This window comes from Streptomyces sp. NPDC058092 (assembly GCF_042884935.1).
Lineage (GTDB): Bacteria > Actinomycetota > Actinomycetes > Streptomycetales > Streptomycetaceae > Streptomyces.
On sequence record NZ_JBHVSY010000018.1, the window covers coordinates 149586 to 169126 of the forward strand.

The window sequence follows — 19541 nt, forward strand, 5'->3', positions numbered from 1 at the left end:
CTGCGGCGTTACCCCGCGGGCGGAAGTGTTCATTCCCATGACCGGACGGCGACGCCCCACCTCACACCGCCCCTACACGTTCCTCACGAGTGCGGCGGCGGTCGGGGCCTTGCTGGTCACCGGCTGCGGTGTGCTCCCTGGGGCCTCGGGGGACTCCAGGGAGCCCCTCACCGTGGTGACATGGGCCCCCGGCGGCGCGGCGAAGCCGGACACGGTCAACACGGTGAACATGTCGGGCATGACCGCCATGGCGCGTACGTACGCCCGCTGGGTCAACAGCAACGGCGGGCTCGCCGGTCACCGGCTGCGCGTCGTCACCTGTGACGAGTCGGACACCTCGACCGGCGCGGGGAACTGCGCCCGGCTGGCCGTCAAGGAGAAGGCGGTGGCGGTCGTCGGCTCGTACAGCCGGCACGGGTCGTCGTTCATGCCACCGCTGGAGACCGCCGGAATCCCCTACATCGGCGGTTACGGGGCCTCCGAGGAGGAGTTCAGCAGCTACGCCTCCTACCCCGTCAACGGCGGCCAGGCGGCGCTCCTCGCGGGCAACGCCCGGCAGCTCGCCCGCGGTTGCGAGCGGGTGTCCGTGGTGCGGCCCGACACCCTGGGCGGCGACGGCCAGGCCTGGCTCCTCAGCACCGGTCTCACCGACGCCGGCCGGCCCGAGCCCGTCGACATCCGGGCGGCGGAGTCGGCGACCTCGTACGACCAGGCCGCCGGGCGGGCGCTCCGAGCCGCGGGGGCGCAGGGCGGCTGTGTGACGGCCGTGCTCGGGGACCGTACGGAGACGTTCTTCGACTCCTTCCGGCGGCTCGAACCGTCGTACGGGAACGTACGGGTCTCGTCCGTCCTCGGCAGCGTCGGGCAGCCGCTGATCGACAGCACCGGCGGCCGCAACAGCCCGTTCGAGGGGGCGTACGTCACCGGCTGGTACCCGGACTCGGGCGACGCCCGCTGGGACCGGATGCGGGAGGTGATCCGTAAGCACGCCTTCGGCGACAACCGGATCGACCCGGCCGACACGGGCGTCCAGACCACATGGATCGCGTACACCGCGCTGAACGAGCTCGTGAAGGCGATCGACGCCCCGCGGATCACCGCCCGGAAACTCGCCTCCGCGCTCAACCACGGCACCCCGGTCGACACCGGCGGCCTCACGCCGGAGCTGCGCTGGCGCTTCGAGGACATGCTCGGCTCGTCCGCGTACCCGCGCGTCGTGAACACCAAGGTGACGTTTCAGGCGGTACGGGACGGGCGGCTCGTCGCGGACAAGAAGGGCTTCGTGGACGTCACGAGGACGCTGTCGGACGCGAGCGCGAAGGGGTGAGGTGGCGGGGGTCGCGCCCCCGGCACCCCGCTTCCGGACCGCCCGGGGGCCTGATCCTCAGAGCTCGGTCGCCGCTCGCCGGGTCAGCCCGTACTTCGACGCGATCGAGTTCCACAACCCCGACGCCTCCCGCTTCGCCTTGCTCGCCTCACCGCTCTGCACGGTGGCCTGCTGGAACTCGCTGGTCGTCCGGGCCTTGCCGTGCTTGCAGACCTTCTTGCCGTCCTTGGCCTGGCCGGCCCACGCGGCGTAGTGCTCGTCGGCGGCGGCGGACGCCTGCCAGGCCTTGGTGAGGGAGACGGTGAGCCGGTCGTGGTCCGGCAGCTTGTCGACGCTCAGCCCCTGGAGCCGGGTCACCAGATCACGGCGCTGCTGGGCGGCGCCCTTCAGATCGGTCGCGGCCTGGTCCAGGTCCGTGCAGTTCTTGGTCTTCTCGACGGCCCCGATGACCGCGGCCCGGCTGTTGTTGCTGTCCGCCAGGAGCTTGTCGAGCGCCTCGGCCTGCGGCTTCGCCGGATCGGCCGCGGCCTGCGTGGAGGGCTCGCCGGCGGGCGAACTCGCGGCCGCCACCGGCTGCTTGTTGTCCTTGCCCTTGTCGTCGCCGCCGCTCATCAGCGCACCCGCGCCGAGGCCGACGACCGCGCAGCCGACGACGACCGCCGCGATGAGCGTGACGTGCGCCGGTCTCTTGCGCTGCCCGGCCCGCCCCTGCGGCCCGTCGTCCACGGGCTGGTACTGCGGCTGCGGGGCCTGCGGCGCGTGGGGCGCCTGCGGGGGCTGGTAGGCCCCCTGGCGCTGCTGTCCGGGGTCGAACTGGGGCATCTGCTGGGTGGCGCCCGCGGACTCCTCGTTGCGGAAGAGGTTGTCGAACTCGGCGGGCGGCTGCCGGTCGCCGGGGCCTCCGGGCCTGATGCCGTACGGGGCGCCGCCGGGGACGGGCGGGATGTACTGGGTCGCTTCGGCGTCGCCCCCGTGCGCGGGCGGCTGCTGCTGATACGCCTGTGCCTGCGGGGCTCCGTGGGGGAGGAACTGGGTGGCCTCGGCGGGGCTCTCCGGCGGCAGCCCGCCCGGCGCAGGTCCGGGGGGCACCGGCGCGATGTACTGCGTGGCATCCGCGTCCCTGCCCATACTCATTCCGGGCACGGCCTCGGGCGGCAACGGCTGCGCGTACGGCTGCTGGGGCTGGTGGGGCTGTTGGTGCTGCTGAGGCTGTGCGGGGGGCAACGGCTGGGCGGCCTGAGGCTGTCCGTACGCCTGCGCCGGCTGCCCGTACGCCTGCGGCGGCTGTCCGTACGCCTGCGCCGGCTGCCCGTACTGATCGCCGCCCTGCCCGTACGGCCCCTGTGGCTGCGGCACGGCGTTCTGGTGCGCCGCCTGCGGCCCCCAGGGCTGCCCCCACGGCTGGCCGCCCGCCGGGGCGGCCTGATCCGCAGGCCCCCCTGGTATCCAGGGCTCACCGCCACCCGCGGGCAGCACGACACCTTCGTGCGCGGGCCGTACAGCAGGGAGCTGCTGCTCGTCACCCTGTCCGCTCTGCGTCACCGGGACTCCTACGTGTCAACCTACGGAATCGTCGGCCCACGCTATCGGGTGGCTGCCGCCGTTCGCCAAGTGCGTGTGGTCACTCACGACCCCTTCACACGAGCTGTAACACCCAGCGCCCTCAAGACGCAGTTAAGGGGGCACCCGGACGCGATCCTCCGGTCCGGCCTCCCCGTCACGCCGCCTGGAGCTCCAGCCGCGAGCCGAACTCCCGCACCGCCGGCTCGTCCCCGTAGGGCAACAGCCGCTGCTGCAGATCGTCCAGATACTCCGCTCCCCGGCTGGAGCGCACCGACCCCAGCAGCTCCATCGCCCGCGTACCCGTGTGGCAGGCCTGCTCCACCTCGCGCAGCTGGACCTGGGCCGTGGCGAGGAGCACCAGGCCGATGCCGCGGCGGCGGGTCCGGGACTCCGGGTGGCCGTCCAGGGACTCCTTCGCCCGGCGTGCGGCCGCCTCCGCCTGGCCGAGGTCGCGGTGGCAGTGTGCCAGCTCGTCGGCGAGGTAGGCGTGGTCGAAGTGGGCGATCCAGCCGGGGTCGTCCCCGGTGTCCGGTTCGGCGTGCTCCATGGCCGTCAGCGCCCGGCCCGTCACCGCCTGGCAGGTGCGGGCGTCGCCGAGCAGCGCGTGTCCGCGCGCCTCCGCCGCGTAGAACATCGCCTCCGCCCTCGGGGTGACCCGCCCGCGCGCGCCCTCCTGCGCGGCGCGCGCCAGCTGGGCGATCTCGCGCGGATTGCCGAGCTGCGCGGCGAGATGGCTCATCGACGCGGCCAGGACGTAACCGCCGTACGCCCGGTCGCCCGCCGCCTGCGCCAGGCGCAGCGCCTGGATGTAGTAGCGCTGCGCGAGACCCGGCTGACCCGTGTCGACCGCCATGTACCCGCCGAGTTCGGTGAGCCGGGCGACCGCCGCGAACAGCTGCCGGCCGACCGATTCGCGGTACGCCCCCGAGACCAGCCCGGAGACCACGCTGTTCAGGTAGTGCACCAGGACCGGCCGCACATGTCCGCTGCCGAACCGGTGGTCGAGGTCGACGAGCGCGGCCGTCATCGCCCGTACCGCCGCCACGTCCGACATCCCGACGCGGGCCCCGGCGGACCGTGCCACCTGCGGGTCGGCGCCGGTGATCAGCCAGTCGCGGCTGGGTTCTACCAGCGCCGAGGAGGCGACCGTCGAACCGGACAGGAAGTCGCGGCGGCCGACATCGCTGCGCCACAGCTCACAGACCTGCTCGATCGCGCCGATCACGGTCGGGGCGAACTGCAGGCCGACGCCGGACGCCAGATTCTTGCCGTTGGCCATGCCGATCTCGTCGATCGTGACCGTGCGGCCGAGCTTGCGGCCGAGCGCCTCGGCGATGATTCCCGGTGCCCTGCCGCGCGGTTGCTGTCCACGCAGCCAACGGGCCACGGAGGTCTTGTCGTACCGCAGGTCGAGTCCGCGTTCCGCGCCGACCATGTTGACGCGGCGGGCGAGGCCGGCGTTGGAGCATCCGGCTTCCTGAATGAGCGCCTGGAGCCGTTCGTTCGGCTGGCGGGCGACGAGAGGCCTGGCTGCCATGTTTCCCCCTGAGGCCGCAGTGATCGATGAGCGGATCAATGCCCGGCAATTGCACGGAAAATGCGCACATTCATCGTGATCGTCACGTCCGTCGTGTTCCTTGTCATTCGTGTCGGCATACGTTCGGCATACGTGCGTCATACGTGTCGGCATATGACAGAGGCCGACCGTTCCGGAGGTGCCCGTAAGTGGCTACCCGCCCGGCCCGGCACCGCCTCACGCGCGCCCCCGCCCATGCATCCGTGCGCCCCGTATGCCGGATCGGTACGCCGTGACCGCACTCGCCACGCCCGTAACCCCGGGTGGTGGCGGTAGTTGTGTTGTGCGTGGAAGAGCCCATCGGAGTCGAAGAACCCATCATGATCACTGAAACCGCGCAGGTCCCCCGGCAGCGGGGCGAGCAACTGCTCGACGCCGCCGTGCGGTACGCGGAGGAACGGCACTGGGACGTGTGCCCCGGCACCTGGCTGGAGGCCGCGGAGGGGGCCGAGCGATGCTCCTGCGGCGACGCCGGCTGCGCCTCCCCCGGCGCCCATCCGGCCGGACCCGACTGGGCGGGCCAGGCGACCGGCAGCGGCGCCGCGGCCCGCCGGATGTGGTCCAGGCACCCGGGGGCGTCGATCCTGTTGCCCACCGGCCGCACCTTCGACGCGATCGACGTACCGGAGTCCGCCGGGTTCCTGGCGCTGGCCCGGATGGAGCGGATGGAACTGCCACTCGGGCCCGTCACCCGCACCCCCGACCGGCGGATGTACTTCTTCGTCCTGCCGGGCGCGGCGGCCAAGGTGGACGACCTCGTACGGGAGCTGGGCTGGCGGGCCGCCTCGATCGACCTCGTCGGCCGCGGTGACGGCCACTACCTGACGGGGCCGCCGACCCGGGTCGGCGGGCGCGGGGCGGTGCAGTGGGCCCGCCGGCCCACCCACGCCAACCGGTGGCTGCCGGACGCCAAGGAGCTCATCAGCCCGCTCGCCTACGCCTGCGCGCGGGAAGCGGCCGAGGCGCGAGCGCGCCTTTCGTAGAGCGCCCTTTCGTAGAGCGCCCTTTCGGGAGGCGCCCCTCATGAGGTGCCCTTTCGTAGGGTGGCCCCCATACACGGGGACACCGAAAGGCAGCACACATCATGCAAGACGGGACAGAGACGGACAAGGCGGCACAGACGGGGGCAGCGGAAGAGGCGGGCGACGCGCGGACGGCGCCGCCCGCCGTTCGCGTGCAGGGGTTGTGGAAGCGGTTCGGGGAGCAGACCGCGGTCGCCGGGATCGATCTGGAGCTGCCCGCGGGCAAGTTCATCGGTCTGGTGGGGCCCAACGGCGCGGGCAAGACCACCACGCTGTCGATGGTCACCGGACTGCTCCGCCCCGACCAGGGGCTGATCGAGGTCGGCGGCCATGATGTGTGGCGCGACCCGGTCGAGGTGAAGTCCAGGATCGGTGTGCTCCCGGAGGGGCTGCGGCTCTTCGAACGGCTCTCGGGACGCGAACTCCTCGCGTACACCGGCCGATTGCGCGGGCTGCCGGGTGCCGAAGTCGACAAGCGCGCCACCCAGCTGCTCGACGTGCTCGACCTGGCGGGCGCCCAGCACAAGCTGGTCGTCGACTACTCGACCGGCATGCGGAAGAAGATCGGGCTCGCGGCGGCGCTGCTGCACAACCCCGAAGTGCTCTTCCTGGACGAGCCGTTCGAGGGCGTCGACCCGGTGTCGGCGCAGACCATCCGCGAGGTTCTTGAGCGGTACACCCGCTCCGGGGCGACCGTCGTCTTCTCCAGCCATGTGATGGAGCTCGTGGAGTCCCTCTGCGACTGGGTGGCCGTCATGGCCGCCGGCACGATCCGGGCCCAGGGCACCCTGGCCCAGGTGCGCGGCGAGGCGTCCTCGCTGCAGAACGCCTTCCTCGAACTCGTCGGCGCGGGCTCCCGGACCACCGGCGAATCCCTGGACTGGCTGGGCGGCGACCGATGAGCGTGCTCGACACCCCCGCGGGCGCCGCTCCCGGCCGGGACACCACGCGCGGCGGCGAGGGGCTCGTCCCCGTCTTCGTACGGCTCAAACTGACCCTGCTGCGCAACGGGCTGCGGCAGTCGACGGGCCGCCGGGCCGCGTACATCACCTCCGTCGTCTTCACCCTGCTGATCGCGGCGGGCCAGCTGATCGGGCTGATCGCGCTGCACGGGCACGCCCATGCCGGTTCCCTCGTCGTCCTGCTGGCCGGGGTGCTGGCGGTCGGCTGGACCGTGATGCCGCTGTTCTTCCCCAGCGGTGACGAGACCCTCGACCCGAGCCGTCTGGTGATGCTGCCGTTGCGGCCGCGCCCGCTGATCGCGGCGCTGCTGGCGGCGTCGCTCGTCGGGATCGGTCCGCTGTTCACGCTCTGCCTGGCGGCCGGTTCGGTGTTCGCGGTGGCGCACGGGGCGGCGGGTGCGGTGTTCGCCGTGGTGGCCGCGCCGCTCACACTTCTGCTGTGCGTGGCGCTGACGCGGGCCGTGGCCACGGCCAACACCCGGCTGCTGACCTCACGCAAGGGCCGCGATCTCGCGGTGCTCAGCGGGCTCGTGATCGCGGTGGGCTTCCAGGTCGTCAACTTCGGTGCGCAGCGGCTGGGACAGGCGGGCGGCCTCTCCGCGCTCGAACCGGCCGCGGACGTGGTGCGCTGGCTGCCGCCCGCCTCGGCGATCGGGGCGGTGGACTCGGCGTCGCGGGGCTCGTACGGGCAGGCCGCCGTACAGCTGCTGCTGTCCGTGGCGGCGCTGTTCGCGCTGTTGTGGCTGTGGCAGCGGAGCCTGGTGAAGCTGATGACGGCCCCGGACGGCTCGACCCTCGCCGCCGCCGGACCGGGCCGTGAGAAGTCCGGCAGGAGCGGCTCCGGGCTCGCCGCGCTGCTGCCCGCGGGGCGTACGGGGCCGGTGCTGGAGCGCAGCCTGCGGTACATCGCACGCGACCCGAAGACCAAGGCCTCCTGGGTCACGGCGCTGGCGATCGGGCTGATCATGCCGATGCTCAACGCGTTGCAGGGCACCGGTTCGCTCTACTTCGCCTGCTTCGCCGCCGGGATGCTCGGCATGCAGATGTACAACCAGTTCGGGCAGGACACCTCCGCGTTCTGGATGGTGACGCTGACGATCTCCTCCACCCGGGACGCGTACCTCGAACTGCGCGCGCGGGCACTGGCGTTGCTGCTGATCACACTGCCGTACACGGTCCTGGTGACGGTGGCGACGGCCGCGGTGCTCGGCGACTGGGGCGCACTGCCGGGGGTCATGGGCCTGTCGCTCGCCCTGCTGGGCGCGATGCTGGCGACGGGGGCGGTGGCGTCGGCGGCCTTCCCGTACTCGATCCCGCAGGACGGGGCGTTCAAGAACGTGGCACCGGGGCAGGCCGGGCTCGCCTGGATCTCGATCTTCGGCGGCATGGTCTCGGCGGCGGTGCTCTGCGCGCCGGTGATCGCGGTGACGATCTGGCTGCGCGTCGCCGGTCCGGATCAGTGGCTGTGGCTGCTGCTGCCCGCGGGGGCCGGGTATGGGGCGCTGATCGCCTGGGCGGGGCTACGGCTCGCCGCTCCCCGCACGGCGAACCGGCTCCCGGAGATCCTGATGGCGGTCAGCAAGGGCTGAGGGAGGCGGGTAGGACCCGTGCCCCTCGTACGGGGATACGGGCTCGCGGTCGCTTATGGGGATACGGGCTCGCGGTCCTCCTGCGGGTCCTCGGTGAACTGTTCCAGGAAGGGTTCGACCGCCGCGCGCCAGCCCTCCGGCTGGTCGTAGTGGACGAGGTGACCGGCGTCGGCCACCTCCGCGTACTGCCCGCGCGGCAGTACGCGGACCATCTCCTGGGCCTCCGCCCGGCCCAGTTCGCCGTCGAGGCCGCGGAGCACCAGGGTCGGGCACCGGACCTGTGCCAGCTCCTCCCAGTGCGCGTCGAACACCCAGGTCGCGCGGGACTGGAGCATCTGGCGGCGGGAGAAGACGGGGCGCCAGCCATCGGCCCGCTCGGCCATCACCTCGGCGAAGAACTCGCCGCGGGCCGGGTTGGGCCGCTCCACCCAGGGGTCGTCCTCGCCGAACCACTTCCGTACGTCGGAGAGCGTCGCGAACGGCACCGGCCAGGACGTGAACCAGTCCTCCCACTCCCGCTGCGAGGCCGCGCCGAGCGCGGAGGCCCGCATGTCGCAGATGACCAGCGCCCGGACGAGATCGGGGCGCTTCGCGGCGAGCTGCCAGGCGGTGAGCGCTCCCATGGAATGTGCGACGAGGGTGACGGGGGCGAGGCCGAGCTGTTCGATCGCCGCCTCGACGTCGGAGACGTACGCCTCACGGGTGTACGGGCCTTCGGCCGGCTTCTCGCTGCGGCCGTGCCCGCGCTGGTCGAGGCCGACGGCGCGGTACCGCTCGGCGAGCCAGCGGGTGGTCGAGGCCCAGTGCGCGGCCCGGCCCATCAAACCGTGGAGCAATAAGACCCCGGGCGCGCTCTCGCCCTCCGTGCGCCCCTTGGGCGGGTCGGCGAACTCCCAGGCCGCGAGGCGTACGCCGCCGGTCCCGGTCACATCGATGCGCCGCACCATATGTCCTGGCACCCCCTTCTGGTCCTCGATCACCGCTTGATCCCACTCGATCACCGCGTGGTCGCGCCACGGCAGACTATCGAACCTTCATTCGAAAACCGGGTTCCGGCATCCAACACCCCTCGTTCGAGTGACCGGCGCCAAGGATTGACCCCGGCCACAGAGGGGAGATCTTCACCGGGAGGCGGGCCACTCGGGGATGAGGGCCCGTGGGGACCGACCTCGAGAGCTCGGGGCTCCGGGTCGGAACAGGGGAGGACAGGCCCCGGCGCCGCAAGGCGCCGGGGCCCTCTGCTGTTGCCGTTCGGGGAGCGGCCGGGGCCGAAGCGCCTTCGCGGGCGGCCGGGAGCGTGGCAGCCGCCTTCCGGTGCGCGCGCCGGACGTGCGTGACCCGGACGTGCGTGACCCGGACGTGCGTGACGTACGGAACGAACCGAACATGCCGAACGAGCAAGTACCACGGGCGCATCCGCCTGCTCCCTCCCCGACCCGCACGGTCAGGTGGCCGACACTCTCAGGTATGCCTCAGCCACAGCCTGGCACGCGATCCGTCCGAGCGCTGCGGTTCCGGACGGAAAAAGCTGCGGTTCCGGACGGAAAAAAAGGGGAAGCGGACGCCACTCTTCAGCGTCCGTCGCGCTCGGCCACGAATCCGTCAGCGCTTGGCCACGAACACGTGCGAGGCGACCTCGGCGTCCAGCTCCGCCGCCTCGCCACTGCTGCCGACCAGCACCCCGCCGGGCGACTGGGTCACGCTGACCACGGAACCGGGCTGCACACCCGCCCGCCGCAGCGTGTACATCAGCTGGGCGTCCGTCTGGATCGGCTCACCGATCCGGCGCACGACCACGGTCTTGCCCTCGGCGCCCGGGTCGAGCTCCGACAGGCTCACCATGCCCTCGTCGAGGAACGGGTCGGCCTCGGCCTTCTCGCCCAGCTCCTCCAGGCCCGGGATCGGGTTCCCGTACGGCGACTCCGTCGGGTGGCGCAGCAGCTCCAGCACCCGCCGCTCCACGGCCTCGCTCATCACATGCTCCCAGCGGCATGCCTCGGCGTGCACCTGCTCCCACTCCAGGCCGATCACGTCGACGAGCAGGCACTCGGCGAGCCGGTGCTTGCGCATGACGCGGGTCGCGAGGCGGCGCCCCTCGCCGGTCAGCTCCAGGTGGCGGTCGCCCGCGACCTGCACCAGGCCGTCGCGCTCCATGCGCGCCACCGTCTGGCTGACCGTCGGACCGCTCTGGTCCAGCCGTTCCGCGATCCGGGCGCGCATGGGGACCACGCCTTCCTCTTCGAGTTCGAGGATGGTGCGGAGATACATCTCCGTGGTGTCGATCAGTCCGGACATTCGTGCCCCTCGATGCTGTGACAGGAAAAACGTCGTGCGCTGGCCCTGCCCCAATTCTGACGCATACCGCTGACAACCGTGCCGCGCCGACCGAACACCGTGCAGCGGAGCGGCGTGGGCGGTATTGACAGGCCACTGGTCCAGACCGCAACGTGATCGGCGGCACGGACACCCCATGGACCATTCTCACCGCCGGAAAGGGCCTCCTCGATGAGCGACAGCAAGCTGGCCGGTCAGTTCTTCGATGCAGCGATCGGCCTGCTGGAGCGCGTGCGCGACGAGGAGTCCGGCAACATCGCGGCCGCCGGTGCCGCGATCGCCGACACGGTCGCCGCGGGCGGCCGGCTCTTCGCCTTCGGCGCCGGGCACTCCTCGCTCGCCGCGCAGGACGTCGTCTACCGGGCGGGCGGACTCGCCCTGATGAACCTGCTGGCCGTCCCGGGGGCGGTCGGCGTCGATGTCATGCCCGCGACCCTCGGCTCGGCGCTGGAGCGGGTCGACGGACTGGCGGGCGCGGTCCTCGACTCCAGCCCCGCCGAGGCGGGCGACATCCTCGTGATCATCTCGCTCTCCGGGCGCAACGCGCTGCCGGTGGAGATGGCGATGAACGCGCGCGCGCTCGGCCTGACAGTCATCGGCGTCACCTCGGTCGCGTACGCGGACGGCACCCGGTCCCGGCACACCTCGGGCGGCTTCCTGCGGGACCACTGCGACATCGTGCTCGACAGCAAGATCTCCATCGGCGACGCGGAGCTGACCACCGAGGGGATCGAGGCACCGTTCGGACCCGCGTCGACGGTGGTCACCAGCGCGGTGATGCAGGCGATGACGGCCGCCGCGGTGGAGCAGCTCGTGGCGCGCGGGATCGAGCCGCCGCTGCTGCGGTCGGGGAACGTCGACGGCGGCCACGAGTGGAACGGTCGCGTCATGACGGAGTACCGGGACCGGATCTTCTACCGGCGCTGATCGCGCCGGGCCGCCGGCCGCCCCGCTACGGGCACGTCGGCAGCACGACCCGGACCGTCAGTCCGCCGCCCGGGTTCGCCGTCGCACTCGCCTCGCCGCCGTGCGCCCTCGCGATCGACGCCACGATGGAGAGCCCCAGACCGGCCCCCTCACCGGGAGCGTGGCGGCGGGCCTGCGCCCGGCGGAACGGCTCGAACAGCAGCGGCACGGTCGCCGGATCCACCACCGGCCCGGTGTTGGCGACCTCCAGACCGCCCGGCCCCACCCGGACCCGTACCGTCCCGCCGGGGTGGTTGTGGCGCAGCGCGTTGGCGACCAGGTTGTGCACGAGGTGGTCCAGCAGGACCGGGTCGCCCTCGACCGACAGCGGCCGGGCCTCCGCCTCGACGGTGATGGACCGTTCCTTCGCCTCCGCCTCCAGCGCCTCGGTCACCGTGGCCGCGGTCGCGTCCAGGCCGACCCGTTCGCGCCGTCGCAGGCCCTCGTCGGAGACCGCGAGGAGCAGCAGTCCCTCGATGAGCTGCTCGCTGTCGGCGGCGGTGTCGATGAGCTTGTCCCGGATCCAGGCGACCTTCTCGGGCGGCGGGTCGTCGGCGAGGCCGATCTCGGCTGCGGCCCGCTGCACGGCGAGCGGGGTGCGCAGCTCGTGGGCGGCGTTGGCGGCGAACCGCTGCCGGGCGGCGACCAGCTCCTCGATCCGGTCGAGCATCCCGTCGAAGGTGTCGGCCAGTTCCTTGAGCTCGCCGGGCGGGGCCTTCAGCGCGAGGCGTTCGTGCAGGTTGCTGCCGGAGAGCCGGCGGGCGCGGGCGGTGATGACGCCGACCGGCCGCAGCACCCGGCCCGCCATCCACCAGGCGAGCGCGACGGAGAGCGCCGAGTAGACGGCGAGGGAGACCCCGGAGACCGTCAGCAGCTGGTTGAGCGCGGCGTCCCCGGCGGCGGTACTGACCCTCTGCGCCACCGCGTACTGCCCGGGTTGCATGACCACGGTCTGCGCCCAGTCCGACGACGGCAGCGCGGGCGCGGTGGCCATGCCCGACCGGACGGCGGAGGCGGTGGCCCCGGCGGGGACCGCCGGGGCCACCGCGGTCAGCACACTGGCGTAGAGGCCCTCGCTGACCAGCAGGTAGACCAGCCCCACCAGCAGGGCGCCGGCCAGCACCAGCAGTCCGCCGTACAGCGCGGTGAGCCGGGCGCGCTCGCTGCTCACCGGCCCTCCCCCGGCCGGTTCGCGGAGCCGTCGTCCGGCTGGTCCGCCGACCCGTTCACCGGTCCGGTCGCGGGGCCGCCCACCGGTCCGGTCGCAGGGCCGTGGTCCCCCGACCCGTCGGCGAGGCCGTCCCCGATGCGGTAGCCGGCCCCCGGGACCGTCTCGATCACCGGGGGCGCGCCCAGTTTGGCGCGGAGCTTGGACAACGTGACCCGGACCGCGTTGGTGCGGTAGCTGGTGTCCTCCTCCCACACCTCCTCGATCAGGTCGTCGCCGCTGACGACCGCGCCCTCGGCCCGCAGCAGGGTCTCCAGCACGGCGAACTCCTTGCGGGAGAGCGAGAGGTAGCGGCCGTCGCGGCAGACCTGGCGGCGGGCAGTGTCCAGCGTCAGCCCGGCCCGTTCCAGGACCGGCGGGAGAGCGGGGCGGGCACGGCGGCCGAGCGCCAGGACCCGGGCGAGGAGTTCGTCGTACGCGAACGGCTTGGTCAGGTAGTCGTCGGCGCCGAGCCCGAGGCCGGCCACCCGGTCCCGTACCGTCCCGGACGCGGTGAGCATCAGGATCCGGGTCAGCAGGCGCATACCGACGACGCGACGGCACACCTCGTCGCCGTGCAGCCCCGGCAGATCGCGGTCGAGGATCATCACGTCGTACGCGCCGAACCGAAGCCGGTCCAGCGCTGCCCGGCCGTCCGTGGCAATGTCCACCGCGACGGCGTCGCGGCGCAGCCCCTCGGCGATCATCCCGGCCAGGAATTCCTCGTCCTCCACCACCAGCACACGCATGGGTCCTGTGTAACCCAAAGCGATGTTTCGTCGGTGTAAACATCCGGGCTGAGAGAAACGAAACCGCGTCCTCGCGCACGCTCAAGCCGTTCGTACCCGGCCTGTCAGCAACGGACGAGGAGCCCTCATGAACCCGACCATTTCCCACCGGACCACCTCCCGCGCACAAAGTCGCGGCGTCGCCGCCGCCTGCCTGATCGCCGCCGCCGTCGTCCTGTCGGCCACCGCCTGCTCGGGCGACGGCGGCGGAAGCGGAAACGGAAGCGGAAGCGGAAGCGGAACCAAGAGCGGCGGATCCGCTTCGGACACCAAGAAGACGGACGAGGACCAGGCCCTGGAGCACCGCAAGTGCCTGCGGGAGCATGGCCTGAACGTCGCGGAGCCGAAGCCGGGCGACGACGTCCGCGGAATGACCATCGATGGCGGCGGCAAGAGCAAGCAGGAGATGGAGAAGGCGTTCAAGGCCTGCCAGGACAAAGCGGTCGGCGGCGGGGCCAAGGAGATCACCCAGGCCGACAAGGACAAGATGCTCGCCTTCGCCCGGTGCATGCGCAAGAACGGCATCGACATGCCCGACCCGAAGTTCGACGGCGGGATGGCGCAGGCGCCCGCGATGCCGCAGAAGGACATGAAGAAGTTCGAGAAGGCCAACGCGGCGTGCGAAAGCGCCGGGCGGTGAGGCGCGGACGGGTCATGGTGGCCGCCGCGGCGGTGCTCGCCGTGGCGGCCGGGTCACTGGCTCTCACCCAGTTCGGCTCCGCCGGGGAGACGGGCGGCCCGAAGAACACCGGGCTGCCCCCGGCCACCGCCGCGGTCGAGCGCGGCGACCTACGCGACAGCGCCCAGGCGGACGGGACGCTCGGCTACGACAAGCAGCGCAAGGTCAACGCGGGCGCGGCGGGCACCATGACCTGGACCCCGTCCACCGGCTCGACCGTCGAGCGGAACGAGCGGCTGTACGAGGTCGACGGCCGGGCGGTGTGGCTGATGTACGGCTCGGGACCGATGTACCGGACGCTGAAGCCGGGCGACCGGGGCCGGGACGTGGAGCAGCTGGAGCGCAATCTCGTAGAGCTCGGCTACACCGGCTTCACCCCGGACGACGAGTACACCGAGCTGACCGCGGCCGCCGTCAAGCGCTGGCAGAAGTCCCACGACAGCAAGCGGACCGGAACGGTGGGGCCACAGGACATCGCCTTCGCCCCGGGGGAGGTCCGGATCAAGAGCGTCGAGGCGGCCGTCGGCGAACTGGCCCGGCCCGGCGCTCCGGTCCTCATCACGACCGGCTCCGAGCGCATCGTGACGTTCGAGCTCGACGTCGCCGAGAGCCAGCTCGCCAAGGCGGGCACCAAGGTCACCGTCGAGCTGCCGGACGGCAGCAGCGCGGCCGGGTCGGTCTCCTCGGTCGGCCGGACGGCGAAGCCCGGCAAGGACCCGCAGGACAACAGCCCCAAGGTCACCCTGACCGTCTCCTTCGACAAGCCGGACAAGGTCGGCGGCTTCGACCAGGCGCCGGTCACGGTGAACCTGACCGGCGAGCTGCACAAGGACGTCCTCAGCGTCCCGGTGAACGCGCTGCTCGCGCTGCCCGGCGGCGGCTTCGGCCTCCAGGTCGTCCGGGGCGGCACGGTCCGCGACGTGAAGGTCGAGCTCGGCACGTTCGCCGAGGGCCGGGTCGAGGTGTCCGGCGGCGGGCTGCGCGAGGGCATGAAGGTCGGGGTGCCGAAGATATGAACACGGTCGTCGGCCTCAGGGGCATCACCAAGGAGTACCCGGGCCCGGTCGCCGCCCTGCGCGGGGTGGACCTCACCGTCGAGGAGGGCGAACTCCTCGGCATCGTCGGCCCGTCCGGCTCCGGCAAGTCCACGCTGCTGCACATCATCGGCACCCTGGACCGCCCCACCGCCGGATCCGTCCACATCGCGGGGCACGACGTGGCGGCGCTCTCCGACCGCAGGCTCTCCGCGCTGCGTGCCCAGCACGTCGGCTTCGTCTTCCAGGCGTTCCACCTGGTGCCGGGCGTCAGCGCCCGCGACAACGTCGCGGAGGGCCTGCTGTACTCGGGCCTCTCCCGGGCCGTACGCCGCCGCAGGGCCGCCGACGCGCTGGAGCGGGTCGGGCTCGCCGACCGCCTCGACCACAAGCCGCACCAGCTCTCCGGCGGACAGAAACAGCGGGTCGCCATCGCGCGGGCCGTCGTGGGGGAACCCGCGCTGCTGCTGGCCGACGAACCGACCGGGGCGCTCGACTCGGCGTCCGGGGAAGCGGTGATGAAGCTGCTGCGCGAGCTCAACCGGGAGGGCGCCACCATCGCGGTCATCACGCACGACACCGAGATCGCCCGGGACCTGCCGCGCGAGGTGCGCATCCGGGACGGCCAGGTGGTCGCGGACGTACGCCATCCGTCCGCGGACGTACACGATCCGTCCACGGGCATACGCGATCCCTCCGCGGATGTGCGCGACGGCTCCGGAAACGGCCGCTCCTCCGCCGCGACGGGAGCGGGCCGGTGAGGGCGCGGCGCGCGGACCGCGACGCCGACGGCCGGGGCGGGGGGCGGCTGAAAGCGGCCCGGCTCGGCCCCCGGGACGTGCTGCACGTCGGCTCGGCGGGGCTGCGCAGCCGGCCGATGCGGGTCGTGCTCTCGGCCCTGGGCATCGCCATCGGTATCGCGACGATGATCTCGGTGGTGGGTATTTCCGCCTCCAGCCAGGCCCAGCTGCTCCGGGAGCTCGACAAGCTGGGCACCAACCTGCTCGTGGCCTCCCCCGGCGATTCGATGTTCGCCGGACAGGACGTCGAGCTGCCCGAGGACGCGGTCGGGATGGTGGGCCGGATCAAGGGCGTCCAGGGGGTGGGAGCGACCGCCGACCTCGACGCGACCGCACGCCGCAACGAGAAGATCGACAAGGACGATACGGGCGGGATCACCGTCAAGGCGACCACCGGCGACCTGCTGCGGGTGCTGCGCGGCGAGGTCCGCAGCGGCGGCTGGCTCAACGACGCGACCGGACGCTACCCCTCCGTCGTGCTCGGCCATGTCTCCGCGGAACGTCTCGGCATCACCGCTCCGGGCCGGCAGGTGTGGATCGGCGACCGGTACTTCACCGTGGTCGGCATCCTCGCCCCGCTGCCGCTCGCCCCGGAGATCGAACGCTCCGCACTGGTCGGCTGGGAGGGTGCGAAGCGCCTGCTGGGCTTCGAGGGCCACCCGACATCGGTGTACGAGCGCTCGGCCGACGCGGCGGTGCAGGACGTGCGCAAGGTCATGGCGGCGACGGTCGACCCGCAGAACCCGCAGAACGTGAAGGTCACCGACCCGTCGTCGGCGCTCCAGGCCAAGGCGGCGACCGAAGGGGCGTTCAGCAGCATGCTGCTGGGCCTGGGCGGCATCGCGCTGCTCGTCGGCGGCGTCGGGGTCGCCAACACCATGATCATCTCGGTGTTGGAGCGGCGGTACGAGATCGGGCTGCGCCGCTCGCTCGGCGCGACCCGGGGCCAGATCCGCATCCAGTTCGTCACGGAGTCGCTGATGCTCTCCGGCCTCGGCGGCCTGGCGGGCGTGGCGCTCGGCGCGGCGGCGACCGGGGTGTACGCGTACTCCGGCGGGCTGCCCTGGGTGGTGCCGCCGTGGGCGGTCGGCGGCGGCTTCGGCGCGACGCTGGTGATCGGCACGATCGCGGGCCTCTACCCGGCGGTGCGGGCGTCCCGACTCTCACCGACGCTGGCGCTGCACGCGGCGTGAGGACGGGCCCCGGCCGGGGGTGGTGGCGGGCTCCGCGACGGGGCCCGGCGCACCCCGGGCCGGACCGCGTCGCCCACGGCCGCTTCCTCACCTGCGCCAGGTCGACCGCCCCCGCGACCCGGCCGCCACCGTCTCCGCGTACGCCGCGTCGGGGCGTTCGAAAGCCATGCGACGGGCAGGGCGCAGAACGTCACCACGCCCAGCGTGCGCCCCCGACGGATACGCGTACGGTCACCCGCTCGGAAAGTCACCGAATAAATGGGTTGTGGCATCCCGCGCCCGTTCCTAGGCTGCTGCCAGCGAAGAAAGGAGGTGTTCCGGAAGTGATTTCTTCTCGGACTCGTGAGGTGACTGCGGGCTGACGCCCGTTGTCGCGCTCTTTGCAGTGCAGGCCGGTCATCGGCCAATCCCAAGCAGTCACCGACCCGCAGGCTCGCCGGTAAGTCCGGCCGGCTCCTCCGCAAGGAGGGACCAGAGCCTGCGGGTTTCTGCGTGTCCGCACCGGTTCGCTACGGGCACAGGCGCTCGACGCGCCAGCTCTCGCCCTCGCGTACGTACCTCAGGCGGTCGTGCAGCCGGTTCTCGTGGCCCTGCCAGAACTCGATCGTGTCGGGGACGACACGGAAGCCGCCCCAGTGCGGGGGCGCGGGGATGTGTTCGCCCTCGGGGTAGCGGGCGGCCAGTTCCTCGTAGCGCCGGACCAGCTCGTCGCGGGAGCCGATCACCGTCGACTGGGCGCTCGCCCAGGCGCCGAGCTGGGAGCCGTGCGGGCGGGTGCGGAAGTAGGCGACCGTTTCCTCGCGGCCGACGCGGGACGCCTTGCCGGTGATGACGACCTGGCGGGCCATCGGGTGCCAGGGGAAGAGCAGCGAGACGTAGGGGTTGGCGGCAAGTTCGCGGCCCTTACGGGATTCGTAGTTGGTGAAGAAGACGAAGCCGCGTTCGTCGTACTTCTTCAGCAGCACCGTGCGTGAGGACGGGCGGCCCTCGGGGGTGGCGGTGGAGACCACCATGGCGTTGGGCTCGTACAGCACCCCGCCCGCGGCGACCTGCCGGAACCAGTGGGCGAACTGCTGGATCGGGTCGGCGGCCAGCGTGTCCTCGGTGAAGCCCTCGGAACGGTACTGCTCGCGCATCGCGGCCGGATCGGTGGTGGAATCGGAGGAGGAATCTGCGGTGGGCACGGGGTCATCCTGCCGCAGCGGCCGAGTCCGCCCGTCGAGGAGGGGCGTCAATCCGTCACCGGTGAATGGGGAAGCTGTGCCGGATGTCACGCTTCCCCGCGTCGTGGGAACCCGCCAATACTTGGGGCAGGCCAGTGTGGCCTCCGTGCAGCCGCCGACCGAGGGAGCCGCCATGTCCGACTTCGTACCGGGACTAGAGGGAGTCGTCGCGTTCGAGACGGAGATCGCCGAACCGGACAAGGAAGGCGGTTCGCTCCGTTACCGGGGCGTCGACATCGAGGATCTCGTCGGCCGTGTGTCGTTCGGAAATGTCTGGGGTCTGCTGGTCGACGGGGCGTTCAACCCCGGTCTGCCGCCCGCCGAGCCGTTCCCGATCCCGGTGCACTCGGGTGACATCCGGGTCGATGTGCAGTCCGCGCTGGCGATGCTCGCTCCCGTCTGGGGCCTGCGGCCGCTGCTCGACATCGACGAGGAGACGGCGCGCAACGATCTGGCGCGGGCCGCGGTGATGGCTCTGTCGTACGTCGCCCAGTCGGCGCGCGGGCAGGGGCTGCCGATGGTTCCGCAGAGCGAGATCGACAAGGCGCAGTCCGTGGTCGAAAGGTTCATGATCCGCTGGCGCGGCGAGCCGGACCCCCGGCACGTCAAGGCCGTCGACGCGTACTGGACGTCGGCTGCCGAGCACGGGATGAACGCGTCCACGTTCACGGCCCGCGTCATCGCGTCGACCGGCGCCGATGTGGCGGCGGCGCTGTCGGGCGCGGTGGGCGCGATGTCGGGGCCGCTGCACGGGGGTGCGCCGTCCCGGGTCCTCGGCATGATCGAGGAGATCGAGCGCACCGGGGACGCCACCGCGTACGTGCGCAAGGCCCTGGACAAGGGTGAGCGGCTGATGGGCTTCGGGCACCGGGTCTACCGGGCGGAGGACCCGCGGGCGCGCGTTCTGCGGCGTACGGCCGAGGAGTTGGGCGCGCCGCGCTTCGAGGTGGCGCTGGCCCTGGAGAAGGCCGCGCTGGAGGAGCTGCACGCGCGGCGCCCGGACCGGGTGCTGGCGACGAACGTGGAGTTCTGGGCGGCGATCATGCTGGACTTCGCGGAGGTTCCGGCGCACATGTTCACGTCGATGTTCTCGTGCGCGCGTACGGCGGGCTGGTCGGCGCACATCCTGGAGCAGAAGCGGACGGGGCGCCTGGTGCGGCCTTCGGCGCGGTATGTCGGGCCCGGGGCGCGTGATCCCCGGGAGATCGAGGGATACGAGCAGATCACGGACCTGCGGAACTGAGCCCGACCGGCGCCCGGCCCCGCGACGCCGCCCCC

17 protein-coding genes are annotated in these 19541 nt (G+C 72.3%); 10 read left to right on the plus strand and 7 right to left on the minus strand.

Annotated elements, in window-relative coordinates:
- Positions 1–37 precede the first annotated feature (37 nt).
- Positions 38–1327, plus strand: a complete 1290-nt coding sequence (locus ACFVV1_RS27285) for an ABC transporter substrate-binding protein (RefSeq protein ID WP_389994167.1) — start codon at positions 38–40, stop codon at positions 1325–1327.
- A 57-nt stretch (positions 1328–1384) separates the two neighbouring features.
- Here ACFVV1_RS27285 and ACFVV1_RS27290 read toward each other — a convergent pair whose 3' ends face one another.
- Both ACFVV1_RS27290 and ACFVV1_RS27295 read right to left on the minus strand, forming a co-directional pair.
- The gene (locus tag ACFVV1_RS27290) at positions 1385–2869 is read right to left on the minus strand and encodes a hypothetical protein (RefSeq protein ID WP_389994170.1); all 1485 of its coding nucleotides are present in this window, start codon (positions 2867–2869) and stop codon (positions 1385–1387) included.
- Between the two features lie 175 nt (positions 2870–3044).
- On the minus strand, positions 3045–4427 hold the full coding sequence (locus ACFVV1_RS27295) for a transcriptional regulator (protein ID WP_389994173.1): 1383 nt from the start codon (positions 4425–4427) through the stop codon (positions 3045–3047).
- 359 nt (positions 4428–4786) lie between these two features.
- On the opposite strand from ACFVV1_RS27295, the gene ACFVV1_RS27300 reads away from it, so the two are divergent.
- The 3 genes from ACFVV1_RS27300 (at position 4787) to ACFVV1_RS27310 (ending at position 8039) form a co-directional block, all read left to right on the plus strand.
- The gene (locus ACFVV1_RS27300) at positions 4787–5449 is read left to right on the plus strand and encodes a bifunctional DNA primase/polymerase (protein ID WP_389994175.1); all 663 of its coding nucleotides are present in this window, start codon (positions 4787–4789) and stop codon (positions 5447–5449) included.
- 101 nt (positions 5450–5550) lie between these two features.
- Positions 5551–6390, plus strand: a complete 840-nt coding sequence (locus ACFVV1_RS27305; RefSeq protein WP_389994178.1) for an ABC transporter ATP-binding protein — start codon at positions 5551–5553, stop codon at positions 6388–6390.
- Positions 6387–8039: a transporter gene (locus ACFVV1_RS27310; RefSeq protein ID WP_389994181.1), complete on the plus strand. Its 1653-nt coding sequence runs from the start codon at positions 6387–6389 to the stop codon at positions 8037–8039. The genes ACFVV1_RS27305 and ACFVV1_RS27310 overlap by 4 nt, the downstream gene beginning before the upstream one ends.
- Positions 8040–8092: 53 nt before the next feature.
- On the opposite strand, the gene ACFVV1_RS27315 is transcribed toward ACFVV1_RS27310, so the two are convergent.
- Both ACFVV1_RS27315 and ACFVV1_RS27320 read right to left on the minus strand, forming a co-directional pair.
- The gene (locus ACFVV1_RS27315) at positions 8093–8986 is read right to left on the minus strand and encodes an alpha/beta fold hydrolase (RefSeq protein WP_389994257.1); all 894 of its coding nucleotides are present in this window, start codon (positions 8984–8986) and stop codon (positions 8093–8095) included.
- Positions 8987–9641: 655 nt separating this feature from the next.
- The gene (locus ACFVV1_RS27320) at positions 9642–10334 is read right to left on the minus strand and encodes a metal-dependent transcriptional regulator (protein ID WP_266747775.1); all 693 of its coding nucleotides are present in this window, start codon (positions 10332–10334) and stop codon (positions 9642–9644) included.
- Positions 10335–10544: 210 nt separating this feature from the next.
- Here ACFVV1_RS27320 and ACFVV1_RS27325 point away from each other — a divergent pair, with 210 nt between their 5' ends.
- Complete coding sequence (locus ACFVV1_RS27325) at positions 10545–11300, plus strand: SIS domain-containing protein (protein ID WP_389994184.1); 756 nt, start codon at positions 10545–10547, stop codon at positions 11298–11300.
- Between the two features lie 25 nt (positions 11301–11325).
- Here the strand turns inward: ACFVV1_RS27325 and ACFVV1_RS27330 are convergent, their stop codons facing one another.
- Together ACFVV1_RS27330 and ACFVV1_RS27335 are read right to left on the minus strand one after the other, a co-directional pair.
- A complete protein-coding gene (locus ACFVV1_RS27330) occupies positions 11326–12510 on the minus strand; it encodes a sensor histidine kinase (protein WP_389994187.1) in 1185 nt (394 codons plus the stop codon).
- Positions 12507–13295, minus strand: coding sequence for a response regulator transcription factor (locus tag ACFVV1_RS27335; RefSeq protein WP_389994190.1), 789 nt, complete (start codon positions 13293–13295; stop codon positions 12507–12509). Before ACFVV1_RS27335 ends, ACFVV1_RS27330 begins: the two co-directional genes overlap by 4 nt.
- Positions 13296–13422: 127 nt before the next feature.
- Between ACFVV1_RS27335 and ACFVV1_RS27340 the strand changes: the two genes are divergently transcribed.
- From ACFVV1_RS27340 to ACFVV1_RS27355, 4 genes are read left to right on the plus strand one after another with little or no spacing between them, the layout of a single operon-like run.
- The gene (locus ACFVV1_RS27340; RefSeq protein ID WP_389994192.1) at positions 13423–13974 is read left to right on the plus strand and encodes a hypothetical protein; all 552 of its coding nucleotides are present in this window, start codon (positions 13423–13425) and stop codon (positions 13972–13974) included.
- 14 nt (positions 13975–13988) lie between these two features.
- Positions 13989–15029, plus strand: coding sequence for a peptidoglycan-binding protein (locus ACFVV1_RS27345; protein WP_389994195.1), 1041 nt, complete (start codon positions 13989–13991; stop codon positions 15027–15029).
- Positions 15026–15808 (plus strand): ABC transporter ATP-binding protein, encoded by a 783-nt coding sequence (locus ACFVV1_RS27350; protein WP_389994198.1) that lies wholly within the window; start codon positions 15026–15028, stop codon positions 15806–15808. The genes ACFVV1_RS27345 and ACFVV1_RS27350 overlap by 4 nt, the downstream gene beginning before the upstream one ends.
- Positions 15805–17040, plus strand: coding sequence for an ABC transporter permease (locus ACFVV1_RS27355; RefSeq protein ID WP_389994200.1), 1236 nt, complete (start codon positions 15805–15807; stop codon positions 17038–17040). Before ACFVV1_RS27350 ends, ACFVV1_RS27355 begins: the two co-directional genes overlap by 4 nt.
- Before the next feature lie 509 nt (positions 17041–17549).
- On the opposite strand, the gene pdxH is transcribed toward ACFVV1_RS27355, so the two are convergent.
- Positions 17550–18176, minus strand: a complete 627-nt coding sequence (pdxH, locus tag ACFVV1_RS27360) for a pyridoxamine 5'-phosphate oxidase (RefSeq protein ID WP_389994260.1) — start codon at positions 18174–18176, stop codon at positions 17550–17552.
- Between the two features lie 220 nt (positions 18177–18396).
- Here pdxH and ACFVV1_RS27365 point away from each other — a divergent pair, with 220 nt between their 5' ends.
- Positions 18397–19506: a citrate synthase 2 gene (locus ACFVV1_RS27365; protein ID WP_383758560.1), complete on the plus strand. Its 1110-nt coding sequence runs from the start codon at positions 18397–18399 to the stop codon at positions 19504–19506.
- Positions 19507–19541 lie beyond the last annotated feature (35 nt).